We start from the raw sequence: 16,002 nt of genomic DNA, 5'->3' as shown, positions 1-16,002 counted from the left end.
GACTGTGTTCAAAACCCTGCCGCCGCGCGATTTCGATCACAGAGCGCATCGCTGCGTTGGCTTTTATCGCCAATAGCTCGGCTATGGGCCACAAAATCCGCCTTGCGCTGCATCTCTATGATCGACCCGCGTTTCCCGCCAGAGTTTTGAACACAGTCCCTAGCGCTTGATTTCCCTGTAGAGCGTGGCGCGACTAATACCTAGCATTTCTGCGGCGCGCTCTTTATTACCGCCAGTGGCCTGAATAGCGCGAGCTATGAACGCTTTTCGCTCCTGTTCCAAGTGCTCCTGAAGCCCCATATTGGAATGGCTGAAAAGCGAAGGTTCATCTGGTGTTTTGGGGCTATTGTCTTCATCGGCTAACCCACTCAAATCACCTGACACGAGATAGCGCAGCAGTGCGGCCTCGAGCTGCCGCACGTTACCCGGCCAGGTGAAGTGGCGAAACCGCTCGCGCATCGACGGTGTCAGTGGCCTGCTGGGTATTCCATCGCGGCGATGGAGTCTTTCGATCAGCTTGTCCACGAGAAAATCAAAGTCTTCGCGCTCCCGCACTGAAGGCATATGTACCGACAACACATTGAGCCTGAAGTACAAGTCTGCTCGAAACTTGCCCGCTCTCACCATCTTCTCAAGTGGAAGATTAGTAGCGCAAAGCACGCGAACATCCACCTTAACTGGAGAAGTACCGCCCACACGAACGATCTCCTGGTTCTGCACCGCGCGCAATAGACTGGCTTGCAGATGAAGCGGCATATCACCAATCTCATCCAAAAAAAGCGTTCCTCCTGAAGCCAGCTCAAACTTGCCTGGCTTGCCGCGCGAGCGAGCTCCCGTAAATGAGCCGCCTTCGTAGCCAAAGAGCTCCGCATCGATCAGATTCTCAGGAATAGAGGCGCAGTTCACCCAGACGAAGGGCCGCTTGGCCCGCGGAGAGAGCTCATGGATGGCATTGGCTGCCAACTCTTTCCCCGTTCCGGTCTCGCCCGTGATCACCACGGGCAGGTTCAAAGATGCCGCCTGCCGTATCTGTGTTCGTACGGCCTCGATGATTTTCCCCTGACCTACGATGTCGCCTATCCGGTAGCTCGTGGTCCAAGGGGTCTGTGTGTTTCGAATGATGGCCGCGTCTTGCGCAAAAACATCGGCCGCCCGCTTGAGTGATTCAAGATCAGAAAACAACGCGACCCCCACAGCGCCGATGATTTGATCATCTTGATATACAGGCACTTGGCGGGCCAACAACTGATGGCCTCGGACCTCAAGAGGTGAGACTGCACCCACCGCCTGGCCTTGCGCGACCAAATGCAATTTGGTCTTGTGCGTGACTACCTCTGTCACATGGCGGCCTATGAAGTCTTCGGCTTGCCCTCCCAGCAGCCGGCAGTAAGACGCGTTAATGAGTACGACGCGCCCTGCAGTGTCTACCGCGACCAGGCAATCCGAAACGTGATCGAGTACACGCCTGAGAAAGTCAGCTTCGTTTTGGCCGGAGCCAAACCATTCTGGGAAGGGCATGCTGTCTCATTTCTAAGAATTATTCTCACTTTTGAGTTTAGTTGACTTGGTAGGTTGGAGTGCGATCAGTAAAAATTATTTAAAAACAATAGCTTAGGTATTTTTAACTGTTGAGGAGACCCTGGCACACGTCGTGCATTACAGCCACTGAGCCACCAGCAGATGGTGGCGTCACACGCTTTGACGTTTAACCAAGGAGACAAAATTGAGCAAGCTCATAACGATAGGAGACATGCAGGTACAGGTTGAAGGCAAGGGGCCTCCGCTTGTCTTCTGCCATGGTTTCACCACAACGGGTCTGTTTTGGCGTGAGCAGGTGGAGCCGTTCGCTCGGACCCATCAGGTCGTCGTGATCAATCTCCCAGGTCATGGCCCCTCCGCCCGCCCTGAAGGCCGCGAGTACACCATTGAAGCCTTTGCGAAAGACTTGTCCTTGGTGTTCGATCAGCTCAAATTAGATGATGCCGTGCTGGTTGGGCTTTCAATGGGCGGCACCGTCTCGCAACGATTCACGCTCGCCAATGAGGGCCGTTTGAAAGGGCTTGTGCTGGTAGGCGCCACACCACACGGTTTGGGGCCAGATGTTCAAGTGGCCAATGTGCTGGCCGCCATCGATGAATATGGCGTTGAGGAGGCGAGCCAGCGCGTCATTGAACGCTCCTTTGGGCCTTTGACGTCCAAAGACCTCATTGAGTTTGCAAAGCGCGAAGTCATCCAAACCCCTGAGTTCGTTGCCAAGCGCGCCATCACCTCTCTCAATGAGTCCGATACGCGCAATGAGCTCCAGAAAATTCAGCTACCCACCCTAGTCGTTTGCGGCAAGGAAGATCGAATCACGCCGGCAGATCAATCACGGGCATTGGCCCAGGGGATTCCAGGCGCGCAACTGGTGCTGATCGATGACGCAGGGCACTTCCCCATGCTGGAGGCACCTGAAATCTTCAACCGCGAATTGCGTCAATTCCTGAGCGGACTCGCTCATTGAGCAGGCTCATCAAAGATTAAGAATAGGAGACAAAAATGAATGCAACCCTCAATGTGCCTTTAGCAAATGGGCAGAAACCCAAAGAGACCCGGCGAGTCGTGTTCGCTGCAGCATTGGGCACGGTCTTTGAATGGTATGACTTCTTCATCTACGGCAGCCTTGCCGTGTTTTTTGGTACCTTGTTTTTTCCAAAAGGCAATGAAAGCGCGGCCATTCTTGCTTCCTTGGCAACCTTTGGCGCAGGCTTCGTGTTGCGCCCATTCGGAGCCATCTTCTTTGGCCGTTTGGGTGACATGGTCGGGCGCAAGAAAACCTTCTTGATCACGATGATGATCATGGGGGTAGCAACGGCCACCATTGGTCTGCTGCCTACCTACGAGACCATCGGCTGGGCTGCACCAGCCATCCTCGTAGTTTTGCGTCTGTTGCAGGGCTTGGCCATTGGCGGTGAATTCGGCGGAGCGGTCACGTATATCGCTGAACATTCTGATCCCAAGAGCCGGGGCTTGACGACCAGTTGGCTGCAGGTCACCGGAACCATTGGCCTGCTGCTCTCGCTTGCAGTCATTCTGGGGCTGCGCACGGTCATGTCTCCAGAGGCATTTTCTTCTTGGGGCTGGAGGATTCCGTTTCTTTTGTCGGTGCTCCTCTTGGTGTGGTCCATGTATATGCGATCGCAATTGCATGAGTCACCCGTATTCCGGGAAATGAAGGCCGCCGGAAAAACGTCGCAGAATCCTATCAAGGATGTCTTCATGGAGCGCAAGGCTCTGGTGGCCGTGCTCGTGACGATTTTCGGAGCAGTCGCGGGACAGGCCGTGATTTGGTACACAGCCCACTTCTACACACTGCAGTACATGACGGCGACGCTCAAGATGCCACAGACTTCTGTCTACGGCTTCCTGACCTTGGCTCTGGTACTCGCCACCCCGTTCTTCGTCTTTTTTGGTTGGCTGTCTGACAAGGTCGGTCGCAAGTGGCTCATTCTTTCTGGCTGCTTGCTCTCTGCAGCCTTGTTTGTGCCGCTTTTTCAGGGCTTGGCCAAGTACGGTAACCCCGGACTCATGGAGTTCCGGGAGCGCACCCAGGTGGTGATTCAAGGCGGCGATTGCAAGGAAGACCAAACGTTCATTGGTCAGCTATTCAACCCCAAGGCCACCAAGCCCTGTACGCGTGCAAAGTCGTTCCTGACGTCTCAAGGTCTGGGTTATACCTTTGAGCCAGCGAGTACGGACCTCCGCGTCGTCATTGATGGCAACGCTTACGAAGGTTTCGAAGAAAAAGTCATTCGGCAGGTGTTGATTGACAAGGGCATGCCTACAGCAGCTGATCCTCAGCGAGTGAACGGCTCGATGATCGTGCTCATGCTCTTTTGCATCATCTTCCTGGCCACGATGGTGTACGGCCCTATGGGGGCATTTCTGGTCGAGCAGTTCCCCACAAAAATCCGTTACAGCGGGGTTTCAGTGGCACTGCAATTTGGCAACGGATGGATCGGCGGGTTTGCGCCGTTTGTGGCGACGTCCATGGTGGTCAACAGTGGGGATATGTTCCGTGGGCTGATGTACACCGTGGCTGTTGCGCTGGGTACTGTGGTCATCGGTGCGTTCTTTATCCGAGACCGTAGCCGTGTTGATATGCGGGAAGAAGAGCCGGTCGGCGTGGTGGGTGCTGGCCGGGCTGAGCGAGCCCGAGGGGCCTGAGGGGGAGGGCGGTTGCCCTCTGATTGAGCCAGCGCACAAGATCGAAATCAGGTGCGCTGTATTTTATTTTCAGCAACAAGAAACTGCGAGTGTTTTGGCATTCGGTGGCAAGCTGATAGCAGATTTAACTCCGCAATCCGATGTCATGACCGTGAGCATCGCAGTGATGAGCGCTGCATGGCCTGATCATGTCAGAGCAGAAGTACTTCAGCGTGTGCTTTCAGCCCTGGCAGAGGCATGCGATATGCCTGTGCCTTCGCCCATGTGGTGGGTGACCTTTCAGGTCATTGACGAAGGCAGTTGGGGGGCCAATGGTGGTGTGCTTTCTATCCTGGATTTGCTGCAGACTGGTGTATTTACACCGGAACGGGTGGTCGCCATTCGTCAGGCGTTAGAGAAGCACTGACGCAATAGTCACTCGATACGTCGAATCCGAGGATGTTGGTGGAGAGTGGTAGTGTCTCTAGTAATCGTCATGTTCGACAAAGGAATCGCTGCTGAATTGACCTCAGCAGCACAAGGTTCGTGGTAGTTCCGCGGTGAGCCCCATCAGCCCTAGCAGGGTGCGCACTCAAGGCGTGACCGTAAGGTTGATCCGCTTGGCCACAACAGGGGCGGTAGGATCGTTGCTACTCACACATGCGTATGCGGTATGAGAGCCTAAGATCAGTGCACCCGCGTTGATGGGTACCTGGATGGTCGCACTGGCCGTCGGAGCCAATGTGCCCGTTGTGGGCGTTCCTGTGCCAATCCACGGCGCACCGCAGTTCACAAGGCCTGTAATTTGCATGGCCAATCCAGCAAACCCAGAGACTGCTGACCAGGTTCCTGTGCCTGCTGTCCCGGGGGTAATGGCTCTAAAGACCAAGTCGCCGGTATTGGAGGCAAACCAGACCCAACGATTAACGTAAGGGGACTTGGAGTAAACCACCAACCAATAACGTCCAGGACTCAAGGTCAAATCATTCCCTGAGGCTATCAAATCCAACTTGATGGTATTGCCCGTCGTTGAAACGCCGGGGTCGGAGGGCAGTGCTGAGTATGACCAGATCGCAGCACCGGGCGACGTCTGCGGATTCCCAGCGGGATTACCTCCGGAATCTGCAAAGATCATCCATGTCAGGCCAGTGCTTGTGGCGTTTAATGCTGCGGCGTTCGACACGAACCCCTCGGCAACGAGACTCTTTAGCTTCACCGTATCGGTGAGGGTGAAATCATCGCTCGAATATTGCCCTGGACTTCCGGCATTTGCAGGGTCGAGGTATTGTGTACTGCGAAATCCTGAAGCCACGTTACCAGCCAACGCACTATAAAGCTGGATCTGCCCCATTCCAGTATCCGAGAGCGAATAGTGGAGAGGCATATCTCCGGCGTTCTGAGCACTGAACGAAACCGTGCCTTGACCACCCATTGATAGAGACAGTGCAAGATCAACTGGTGAAGACGCAATGCGCGGCCCGACCATAACTTGCACCGCAATGGTGTCCGTATCCGTCTTGGGACCGCCATCGCCTGAGTTGCCCTGATCGCTGGTGGTCAATGTGATGGTCTGACTCCCCACGAAGCCCTCAGGTGGTGTGTAGGTAAGGCTTCCGAGGGGGCCGTTGAGCGCAGCATTGAGTGCAGCGAGTGTTCCGGTGGCCACCACCTGAAAAGAGCCGTTGCCTGTCAACGTGGTCAGCGCTCCGCCAGGGTTTGCCATCGAGAGTGTTCCGTTGGTACTGGCACCCGTGCTCAGAGTCATTTGAAGCAACCCTGAACCTGCATCTACATCCGCAACGCTGACGGCATTTGCATTGGCGGTGCTAAACACCAGCTGCTCAACGTTAATCACAGTTTGCGGGCCTGGAACCGTATGCAAAGGGGGGCGGTTTTCAGGGTTCACGGTCACTGCCACCGCGGCAGCGTCTGATACAGATATACCGTCGGAAGCTGTGAAACTGAAGCTGTCTGCTCCACTCTGCCCAGGCCCGCCGGTGTACGTGACGCTGGCCGATGTCGCGTTGATGGGTGTAATGGAGCCAAGAGTTCCTAGTGCGGGCGATGCGGAGATCGTGAAGGTCAGAGGCGCGCCTTCAGGGTCGTTGCCCGACAAGATGACGACAACGCTGCCACCTTCAGTGACGGATACAGATTGACTAGCCGCCGATGGCCGAAGGTTGGAGGCGTTCCGAACATCGGCGCGTACAAAGAGATTCCCCCCCTCCACCTGTGCGAACACCGCTGTAAGATCAATGGCGGCCTCACCGCTGGTCGCGTCATTGGCAGGATCTGTCGTCGCCGGCGAACGGCCAGCCCAGTCCGAAACGTTGCCGTCTGCATTCAGCGTGGCTGCCCAAACGAGGGTTGTGGCGAAGAGGATTAGAGCAACGGGAGCAAAGCGTGCTGCATGACGGCGGGTCATCCAGGTAACCAGGCCCGTGAGCAGCAGTAATGCCGGCCAACCCCACAGGGGAACGGGGGCAGGAGACGCCGCCACACTTTGCATGGAGACGTTGCTCACCGATGCTGTATCTGCTCCTGAAGGAGAAGTTGAAGCGATCATCAGACGCGCTACGCCTTGTATGGGAAGGCTTGCCAGGGACGTCATGATCTCAATGGCATCAGCCCCGCCCACTCCACCGGCCTGGGCCACAGGGTAGCTAGAACTTTGTGCCTGCGGATCGCCAAACGCAGCGCCATCACAGGTTTCACGGATTACGGATGTCACAAGCGGAGGCGACCCTGCCACTACCGCGGTGACACGCGCCTCCATGCCAGCGACCACACCAGCCGCCGTGGTCACGCTGCAGCCACTGGCAGCGTTGTTGTCCAAGTCCAGGTAAACGGAATGGCTATATGTCTGCGCCAGCGCAGGGATACAGGCCATGAGGGGCAGCAGCAAAAGGGAGCGCAGACTCCACGCCAAGACGGAGTTGCCAAAGTTGCTGAGATACTTCCACGCGCGCGTGCATTGTTGAATGTTCATCTGTGCCTCACCTGGAAAAAGTAATGGCAATGCAATAGACAGCGTCTCGCGCTTTAATCTGGCAGTCGTTGTCACACTTCCCGGGTTGAGACCTGGCTTTGCATGCGCTTAGCCGTGGATTATGTTGCAGATTGAAACCGGAAGGTTGGAGAATTTAGTTCCAAGTACTGATCGGGGTTGATGCCTCTCCAAGCCAGATTGCACCGCAACCGTAGCTAACGGCAGGCCCGCGTGGGGTATTGAAGGGCTAGCCAATTTGCACATGACGGTGTTTGGCTCCACCGCTCACCACAGGTAAGCCGCCCCTCCCGCGCGTAAATTCCGACGCGCGTCGTTGCCGAACGAGAAGAGCGTGCGGGATCAGTACCGCGCGCCGTCCGGCAGCTTGCGGAACTCTTGCCAGACGGCCTGGCCTTCTTCCTGCAGGATTTGCTGAGGCGCGAGCTGGCGCTGCGGGTACGGCTTGGCTAAGTCCAGACCGATGTTGGAGTCGTCGAAGATGTCGTCGTAGTCGCGCCAGCCAGCGGCAAAAAAGATCTTGTCGATGCGGGCCCAGTAGGCTGTGGCGTAGCACATTGGGCAGCACTCGCAGCTGGTGTACAGCACCGCGCCGGTCAGGTTAGCCGAACCGACGTTACGGCAGGCCATGCGGATAGCGTTGACCTCGGCATGGGCCGTAGGGTCCTTGTCCTTGACGACGCTGTTACCACTGGCCGCAATGATTTTGCCATTGAGCACGATAACGGCGCCGAATGGTCCACCCGTCTTGTCGATCACACCCACCTGACGCATGAGGCGGATCGCCTCTCGCATGTACTCCCGATCTTTGTCGGTAACGACCGCCATGCCGCCGCGCGCACCGCCGGGTGGTCCAACGGCCGTCACCGCAGCTGCCTCTGCGTTGTTGGCGCCCAGCAAAGCGCTGCCCGACGCGGCCAAGCCGGCGGCCGAGAGGAAATTCCGGCGGTTGATGACGGAATATTGCGCGTAGTTTTCCTCGACTTGCTGGCCTTCGGACGGCGGATTGTGGGTCATGGAGGCGCTTTCAGGTACAGGGTTCAGGATCTAGGGGTTTGTGCTGCGGTTTCGCAAGCCTGGGCTGAAGCGCGCGAGTAGCTACGCGCATTGACGCACAACATGCGTCAATTAAGTTTCATTTTGCAATGAAATTTTGCATTTAGCAATATATTTGTGGGCGAAAGTATTGATAGCGCGCTAGAGGGTCATCTTCGAAAGCAGCTGCGAGTTGAGGAGCCGATTGAGCGCCTTGAGCAGCGGGCACGACCCGGCGCTCTAGCGGACCACCGTCAGTCGCCAGTGAGCTAGAGCGTTAGCTGCTTGACTGTCTTCTTTGGGTTGGTTGCGTGAGCCACGCGATCCAGAAGCGGGCATCCGACGAGGGGCACTTCGACCCCCGGCTCGGTGAACTGCAGCGAACGGCGGATCTGGCTCGCAGATCGGCCGTTGAGACGTCGTGCCGGTTCACGGGCCGAGTGACTGCAATGAGGCTCTCACCGTGAGCACGATGCGCGGCGCCTAAGGACCGAGATCACCGCGGAGCGGCCATTGGCCTTAACCTGTTGAACTTCCGCTTTGGGTCGATCATCCGACGATCGGCGCGGAAAACGATCGCCCCTGGCGAGGGCGCTCAAGCGCTAAGGAAGCGAGTGACTTCGGCCCAATCGTTCGTCGACAGGGCGACGTCCTCAAAGTCGCCAGCTTCCTCGTCGTAGCACGAAACGCAGAAGCGCTGGCTCCTGCCGGATCCGCGGTCGGCATAGTTGGCGTAGTCGACATACACTTTCAAACCGAGCTCCGCGTTCTCAAATGAAGGAGCAGCATCTATGCGGCTCGATGAATCGACATATCCTTCGGGTATGGTCGGCAAGGTTGTTATGTCGAAGTCGGGAAATTCGCGACGCAGTCGTTCAAGGCGCATAAGGAAAGCATGTGGAGGCTGGAGGCCAGGGATTTTACGTCGCTCGGCGTCGTCTTCCACCAGGATGTCCGCCGAAATAAGGTTTGGATTAGCGCTGCTCGAGTTTTCGCCGAGCCATGCAAAGAGATTCGTATCTCGCGCATGCGTATCCCGGGATCACTAATGACGCATTCGCGGGCTTTTTCTGCAATGCCATCAGCAAGACGGAGTGGCAGATCTTCCAGACGATCAGATCTCCGTCTGCTCCGAAATCCCTAGCGCGTCATCGAGCTCGATGCCAAGCTACCTTATTGTCGACTCCAGCTTGGAGTACCCAGGGAGCAACTGGAAGGCGCGCAGATTATTGGTGCGTCTGCAGATCAGCGTTACTTTGGTTCTGCGTATTGAATGCGTTCCGTGATCAAGTGCAGCATGACCAAATGTGCGCCCTCTCAACCGCTTACGATCATCTACCAGGCTGTTTACGGATTACCCCTGAGCAATCGATAAAGAAAAAGGACTTAGCCCCTTTCGAAGCTAAGTCCTTGATATAAATGGTCGGCGTGGCGGGATTCGAACTCGCGACCCCTTGCACCCCATGCAATTAATTGGTGGACTGTCATGGACGGTTACGGATTGATATATATAAAAAATTCATTGAAAATCAACATGTTATAGTGAATTCTTAGTCTATCTTCGTCCAAAGCGGTATACTGAAAGCTAGAAAATTGTTTACCCATTGGTTAACCCATTGAGAGTGTTGCAGCATGACCCGCTACCCCCGATCCGGCAAAGGCCGGCGCTGGACGATTCTTGAACTGAGGGCCATATCGCCTGACTGGGCAGGTGACACCCTCGCTGATGGAGACGGATTGGTTGGTGAGGTCCGAATAGCACGCGATAAAGCGGTATCCCTTGTGTTTCGCTGCGCCTTCAGGTGGGAGGGCAAGCTGACTTGGCACTACTGCGGCACTTGGCCTGCGAAGAGTATGGAGGCCATCCGCGATGAGCGTGACAAGGCGCGCGGCCTGGTGAAGCGGGGTGTCGATCCCCGAGCTGAAAAGATCGCCACACGCATTGAAGCCCAGGCCAAAGTCCAGGCCACCATTAGGCATGCCGAACAGGAGCGGGCGCAAGACCTACCACTTTCCGCAATGTTCACCGCTTGGGTTACAGATGGCGTGACCCGTGCCAATGGCAACGCCGATCTGAAACGAGCCTTCGAAAAAGACATCCTGCCCGCCGTTGGCGCGAAGCCTGTGCGCAACATCACGGAAACCGACTTGCGCGAGGCCTTGCGCAAAGTAGGCCGTGGGCGAGGCCGTGGGCGAACGGCTGAGGTATTGCTGGACAATCTGCGCCAGCTTTTCAATTGGGCTGAGCAACGTCAGCCGTGGCGCGGTCTGTTGGTCGAGTGCAACCCCGCCGAGTTGGTGAAGCTCGATCAAATCGTGAATGATGATTACGACCCTGACCCTCGCGACCGCGTGCTGCAGCCTGCCGAGGTCTGTGAGCTGCGCGACATTTTCGCCCAGATGAAGGTCGACTATGAGGGATCCGAGAATCGTCGAAGTGCCCCCCGCCCTGTCCAGAATCAAACACAGCTTGCTCTTTGGATTTGCCTATTCACGCTCTGCCGGATCGGTGAACTATTGATGGCTCGATGGGAGCACATTGATCTAAACACTGGCACGTGGTTTATTCCCAAGGAGCATGTCAAGGGCCGGCGCGGCAAGAAGACGGATCACTACATATTTCTGTCTGCTGGCGCTAAGCGGCAGTTTGAAGTATTGCGGGAACTGACCGGCCAGTCTCCTTGGTGCTTTCCCGCTCGGAACGTGAAGAGTGAGCCAACGCATGTCTGCGTGAAATCGGTCAGCAAGCAGGTGGGTGACCGGCAGGAGCGATTCAAGGAGCGTACCAAGAAGCTGAAGAATCGCCGTCAGGACAACACCTTGGTGCTGGCCCGTGGGGAGCGCGGTGAATGGACACCGCACGATCTACGCCGCACCGGCGCGACGTGGATGCAGGGGCTGGGTGTGACACTGGACATCATCGACCGTTGTCAAAACCATGTCCTCGCCGGCAGCAAGGTTCGCCGCCACTACCTGCATCACGACTATGCCGAGGAAAAACGCGAGGCTTGGAAGAAACTAGGAGAGCGGATAGAACTCATCTTGGAAGGTAGATTTCACCTGAGTCCGGGATTGGCGTTGCGCTCATGAGACATAAAGCAAGAAATATTTGATAGACGCACAGACTGCTAGTCTGTTTTTTGCGCCCAAAAACTACGGTAGCTGTTGAGCTTTCTTTAAAAGATTATGGCTCCGGGCGCTCATAGGGCGCAATCATAAATTTGTCTACCGAGTGTCGTGATCGTATTCTTTTGACCGTACTGAGCTTTTTCAGTGAAGGGATGAAAAATGGCGATTGCGACAAAAAAAAACGTAGCAGATCAGATGCTCGCAGCGATGAACTGCCCGGCCGCGCACCTGCGGATCGCGACGGTTGAGTTGATGGTCGGCCGCAAGCGCGCGTGGCTTTACAAAAGCGCGGCAGATGGCAGCTTTCCTCGACCAGTTGCCCGCGGTCGCTGGCGCGCTGGTGATGTTTTGATGTGGCTCTCTCGCGGGGAGCCTAATGCTTTAGAGGTCACCAGCACCCACCAGTAGACATACGAAAAGCCCGACCGCCTTGTCGGGGAGCTGACGGGCTGGGGCCGTTGCGGAGCGGCAGAGAATCAAGATCTTCCCCTTAGGGTTACGACTATCGCTTGACGTTACGGCTCACAAAAAACAATCTTTTTTGATGAAGCATGAAACATAAAATCCAAGGGCGTATTGCCCAAGCCCACGACGGCCTTGTAAGCTTGTCGAAGCAGCCCGTTCCGTGTGACGAAGTGGCGATGGATCCGCTTGACTTTTTCGGCGATCTGTTGGAGCTCCACGGCGCCAAGTGCGATGGTGTAACAGTGTGGGTACTGCCGCAGGCGCATTCTGCCGCGCGTTGCGGGCGCTCAGAGCCGACCTCTGCGCCAAGAGTGGTGCCGTGGACGCTAAGGGCAGATGAGTGGGCCTCGCGTGAGGCTACAGGAGAAATCACGCGGATCGACTGGCGCGAGTTGCTGAAGCGTGTAGCTGCCTACGCGAATGCGCACGGCGCGGTTTGCGCGTTCCCTCGCATTTATCCGGGCCAGCGAAAATTGACGCGCGGATACTACTGCGACCAGCAACGTCCGGCTACGGCGATGCAACTGGGGCTTCAACTGAAAGTTGGACAACTGCTTAAAGCCGCAGCTAGCCAAGCGCCCGAGGGGGGCTGGGGTTCACGAAGAAATCGCTGTTGTGCAATTCAATCTCTGCGAGTGGTTCCAGGAGGAATACGAGGTGAATTCGGAGCGAGCGCAATTGGTGCATCACTCCTGCCTCGAGAGGTGCCAGCGTGGACCGGATCACTGCGCGGCCAAGGTTTGCGTTCAGACGCTGCATCAGGCTCGCGGTCTCCTCATCATCGGCTACGTGAACTGCCCACCTTTGCGCGAATTGTTGAAGCACCAGGACCCGGCCATCGAGCGATTGCGAATGCACGCCGCCAACACAAAACCGACTTCCAGCTGCGAATACGCGTGCCCGGGCCTGACGACATTCATCGGGGGACAATTATGATTGCCGACTCCACTATTGAGGCTGCACGCGTCGCTGATCTGGTTGGCCTGATCACCGCTCGCGGGGTTGAACTCAACCGCCAAGGCAGCGAATACAAGGGTCTGTGCCCGTTTCATTCTGAGAGCACCCCCTCTTTTACTGTCGTCCCTGCAAAGGGCTTTTACCATTGCTTCGGCTGCGGCGAGCATGGCGATACTATCGACTTCGTGATGCAGCACGACAGCGTGCCGTTTCATGAGGCTGTGCAGAGCATCGTCGGCAACGTGGAGGCTATCAGCGACGGGCCAGAAAAGAAGCGCGTCGAGCGCGCGGAGTCGGCGGAGGAGTGGACACCGATCACGCCAATACCCGACGATGCTCCCGAGCCCACGAGCACATTCAACCGCCGCAAGGGTGACGGCTGGGAGAAGCTGGAGGCCAACATGCGCTTTCCTTACCACGATGGTGATGGTCGCTTGCTTGGCTATGTCTGCCGCTTCGACCTGCCAAGCGGCGGAAAGGATCTGATCCCGCAAAGCTACTGCGTGAGCTCGAAAACTGGAGCGGCACGGTGGAAATGGCACTCATTCGCCAAGCCGAGGCCGCTGTATGGCCTGGACAAGTTGGCGAGCCATCCGGATGCGCAAATTATCTTTGTCGAGGGAGAGAAGAAGTGCGATGTCGCGCAGGCCCGGTTTGAGTCGGAAGGCGTCACCAGGGACAGGCTGATCACCATGTCATGGCCAGGTGGCGTCCAGGGGGCCAGACACGCCGACTGGACGTCGGTGTACGGCCGAAAGATCGGCCTATGGCCGGACGCGGATCAAAAACGATACAAGGAGCCGAACCCGAACGCTGGTGAGCTCATTCCATTCATCGAGCAGCCCGGCACCATTGCCATGCTAGATGTGTACGCCCACCTCGCGGAGCATTGCCAGACGTTGAAATTCTTCCTGCCACCTTCGGCTGGTATCCCTGACGGATGGGACCTCGCCGATGAGTTGCCGGTCGACTTCGACCTGCTGCTGCACCTCAAATCTCACGCCATGAATGCTTCAGACGTCCAAAAACGCTTCTCGCTCACCCCTTCGATCAGCTTGGATGACAAGATTCGACCAGTTTGGCTGGTGCCGTCGACCGACCCCGACGAGATTCGCCGTGCGGAGTTCGCGGCAGAAATACTTGTCATGAAAAACCAGGAGATTGCCCAGTGCATCGATCCGCGCGGCGTGATCCTCAGGCCTTATGGCGATTTGGATGGCTTGAGAGTTGCCATCAAAGAAGTGCGGAAACTTCTGCCGGATGCTCGCCTGTATGCATTGATTCCGCTTGAGCTGGGGAATGACGCGGTCAAGCTCGCCCATGACGGCGGTGCTACCGTCGAAGTTCTGCAGCCCGGGGAGTCTTGGGTCTCGGGACTATGGGCGCAAGCCGGCATGAAAGAGCCGCCGTTCGAAGAGTGGGATGACCTTGACCTGAAAGCAGATGTCGAACTATCCGGGCAGGCACTGGTTCAGGTGGCGGAGGGTGCTGAGCGGATGAATGCAACCAGCCCCGCTGCGCAGCAGATCGCCGACGCCATTGAGCGCAGACTGTGCCACGCGCTCGACGTCCCAGCAGGCGACACCGAGGCGATCGCCAAATTCGGGATTGATGTTGGCGTGATTGCCCGCATGATCGCCGGAGCGTTCTGGTCAGGCTCGAAAAGCAAGGTCTTCTTGCTGAACCAAGTTGAGGCCTTGAACCAGTTTCATGCCGGTGATGCCTTTAAGTTTTTGGTTCAAGCCTTCGGCAATCCTGTCAAGAAAATGGCGATCGCCGACATGTTTAGAGATGCTGTAGCCGATGGACCGTTGACCAAAGACGAGGAAAAAGCTTTGAAGCACGAGATTGCCTGCGCCGTGAACGAGACCATTCTCGATCACCTGAAATACTGGAATCAGCGCGACAATATCGAATGGCGCACCGATATGTTCGCCGAACACGCCAGCATGAGCTTGATCGAGGACAAGGCGCGTATCGCGCTCACCCACAAGCCGTTCGAGGTGCCTGGCGGCTACGAGCAGGCGATCATCGCGGACTACAAGCAGCACTTCACCCGCTTTGAAGAATTCCTCGAATTCCTGGTGATGTCGCGTTTCGCACGGGACCGCAAGAAGTGCTATCTGTGGATATTGGCGGATTCCGATTGGGGCAAGGGCTTTCTGCTGGGCGTCCTCAAGGAACTCGGGCTCGTGGTGGAAACCAGCATGAAGGAAATTGAGGCTATGTTCGAGGGGAAGCCCGTTGGACGAACACCCGAGGAGTTCAAACGCGCCTTCGCCCTCGTGGTTGACGAGTTCAAGACGGTTAAATCTGAACTGAAGCAGCTTCAATCGGAGATTACCCTTTCTCCCAAGAACAAGCTCGTTTCCAGTGTCGAAATCTTCGCCAAGATTTTCCTGTCAGCCGAAAGCGTGGGCTCCCTCGTGACCAGCCACGGCATTGAAGACCAATTTGCAAACCGGATGAGCATCTTTAAGGAGACCGGTTCGCTTGATCTGCGCCCGATGTTTAATGACGTGGGAAAGCCAAGGTACTTCAACAGCGTGCTGGCCTACACTGCGGCGACCCTCAACCGCATGGTCGCGAAAATGCAAGCTATGGGTAAGCTGGAAGCCCAGACGTCCGCAGAACGCTGGGTCAATGGATTCATTCGACGACACGGCTTAGACACGCTGTATGAGAGGTTCTCGGACTCTCTGCCCCAGATGGCAGCGGACGCACTGCCGTGGCTCTACAGACAGCAAAACTACCTTGTACAGGATGGCTGTGGCCCAGAGACTCGGTACTACCTGACGAGCGCCAAAAAGGTGCTGGACGACTACATCAGCATGCACTTTGATCCATCAGAGGCACCCGGATATCGGAAGAAGAAAGACGAGATCCTGAAGCTGATCAGTGCAGACGGACGGGGCGTGGGCTCGCATCGAATCGGAAAAAAAACAGTGAAGTGCGTGCTTCTGCAGAAGGTGGGGAGCCAAGCTCATGTCGATGCAGTGGACGAGCCCGCATTCTGAACTCACCCACCTGCCACCTGCCACCTGCCACCTGCCACCTGCCACCTGCCACCTGCCACCTGCCACCTGCCACCTGCCACCTGCCACCTGCGCAGCCGCCTTCGGGCGGTTTTTTCCTCCCAAGAAGACGTTGTGACCGGCCGTGACCGGCTGTGACCGGGCGTTTGGTCACACAAAAGCTCCGTGTATCAAGGATTTCCAGCAGTG

The 16,002-nt window shown here is 56.6% G+C and carries 10 protein-coding genes; 6 read left to right on the top strand and 4 right to left on the bottom strand.

Annotation, left to right across the window (positions count from 1 at the left end; genetic code table 11):
- Window positions 1-159 precede the first annotated feature (159 nt).
- Window positions 160-1,518, bottom strand: a complete 1,359-nt coding sequence (locus tag ABIE13_RS09175; RefSeq protein WP_354442827.1) for a sigma-54 interaction domain-containing protein — start codon at window positions 1,516-1,518, stop codon at window positions 160-162.
- Between the two features lie 205 nt (window positions 1,519-1,723).
- Here ABIE13_RS09175 and ABIE13_RS09170 point away from each other — a divergent pair, with 205 nt between their 5' ends.
- The 3 genes from ABIE13_RS09170 (at window position 1,724) to ABIE13_RS09160 (ending at window position 4,612) form a co-directional block, all read left to right on the top strand.
- Window positions 1,724-2,503: an alpha/beta fold hydrolase gene (locus tag ABIE13_RS09170; RefSeq protein WP_354442826.1), complete on the top strand. Its 780-nt coding sequence runs from the start codon at window positions 1,724-1,726 to the stop codon at window positions 2,501-2,503.
- A 35-nt stretch (window positions 2,504-2,538) separates the two neighbouring features.
- Window positions 2,539-4,206, top strand: coding sequence for an MFS transporter (locus tag ABIE13_RS09165; protein ID WP_354442825.1), 1,668 nt, complete (start codon window positions 2,539-2,541; stop codon window positions 4,204-4,206).
- 145 nt (window positions 4,207-4,351) lie between these two features.
- Window positions 4,352-4,612 carry a hypothetical protein gene (locus ABIE13_RS09160; RefSeq protein ID WP_354442824.1) on the top strand — a complete coding sequence of 87 codons (261 nt, stop codon included), beginning with the start codon at window positions 4,352-4,354 and terminating at the stop codon, window positions 4,610-4,612.
- 165 nt (window positions 4,613-4,777) lie between these two features.
- Here the strand turns inward: ABIE13_RS09160 and ABIE13_RS09155 are convergent, their stop codons facing one another.
- The 3 genes from ABIE13_RS09155 to ABIE13_RS09145 all read right to left on the bottom strand — a co-directional run bounded on the left by ABIE13_RS09155 (window position 4,778) and on the right by ABIE13_RS09145 (window position 9,113).
- A complete protein-coding gene (locus tag ABIE13_RS09155) occupies window positions 4,778-7,174 on the bottom strand; it encodes an Ig-like domain-containing protein (RefSeq protein ID WP_354442823.1) in 2,397 nt (798 codons plus the stop codon).
- A 360-nt stretch (window positions 7,175-7,534) separates the two neighbouring features.
- Entirely contained in the window at window positions 7,535-8,209 is a 675-nt protein-coding gene (locus ABIE13_RS09150; protein ID WP_354442822.1) for a nucleoside deaminase, read from the bottom strand.
- A 613-nt stretch (window positions 8,210-8,822) separates the two neighbouring features.
- A complete protein-coding gene (locus ABIE13_RS09145) occupies window positions 8,823-9,113 on the bottom strand; it encodes a hypothetical protein (RefSeq protein ID WP_354442821.1) in 291 nt (96 codons plus the stop codon).
- 746 nt (window positions 9,114-9,859) lie between these two features.
- Here ABIE13_RS09145 and ABIE13_RS09135 point away from each other — a divergent pair.
- The 3 genes from ABIE13_RS09135 (at window position 9,860) to ABIE13_RS09125 (ending at window position 15,795) form a co-directional block, all read left to right on the top strand.
- Window positions 9,860-11,317: a tyrosine-type recombinase/integrase gene (locus tag ABIE13_RS09135; protein WP_354442820.1), complete on the top strand. Its 1,458-nt coding sequence runs from the start codon at window positions 9,860-9,862 to the stop codon at window positions 11,315-11,317.
- A 198-nt stretch (window positions 11,318-11,515) separates the two neighbouring features.
- Window positions 11,516-11,764, top strand: a complete 249-nt coding sequence (locus tag ABIE13_RS09130; protein ID WP_354442819.1) for a helix-turn-helix transcriptional regulator — start codon at window positions 11,516-11,518, stop codon at window positions 11,762-11,764.
- 143 nt (window positions 11,765-11,907) lie between these two features.
- Window positions 11,908-15,795 carry a CHC2 zinc finger domain-containing protein gene (locus tag ABIE13_RS09125; protein WP_354442818.1) on the top strand — a complete coding sequence of 1,296 codons (3,888 nt, stop codon included), beginning with the start codon at window positions 11,908-11,910 and terminating at the stop codon, window positions 15,793-15,795.
- The last annotated feature ends 207 nt before the right edge of the window (window positions 15,796-16,002 follow it).

The organism is Ottowia thiooxydans (genome assembly GCF_040548795.1).
Taxonomy (GTDB): domain Bacteria; phylum Pseudomonadota; class Gammaproteobacteria; order Burkholderiales; family Burkholderiaceae_C; genus Ottowia; species Ottowia thiooxydans_A.
The sequence above is the reverse complement of the archived record's forward strand: the minus strand, read 5'-3'. Positions and strand labels throughout refer to the sequence as shown.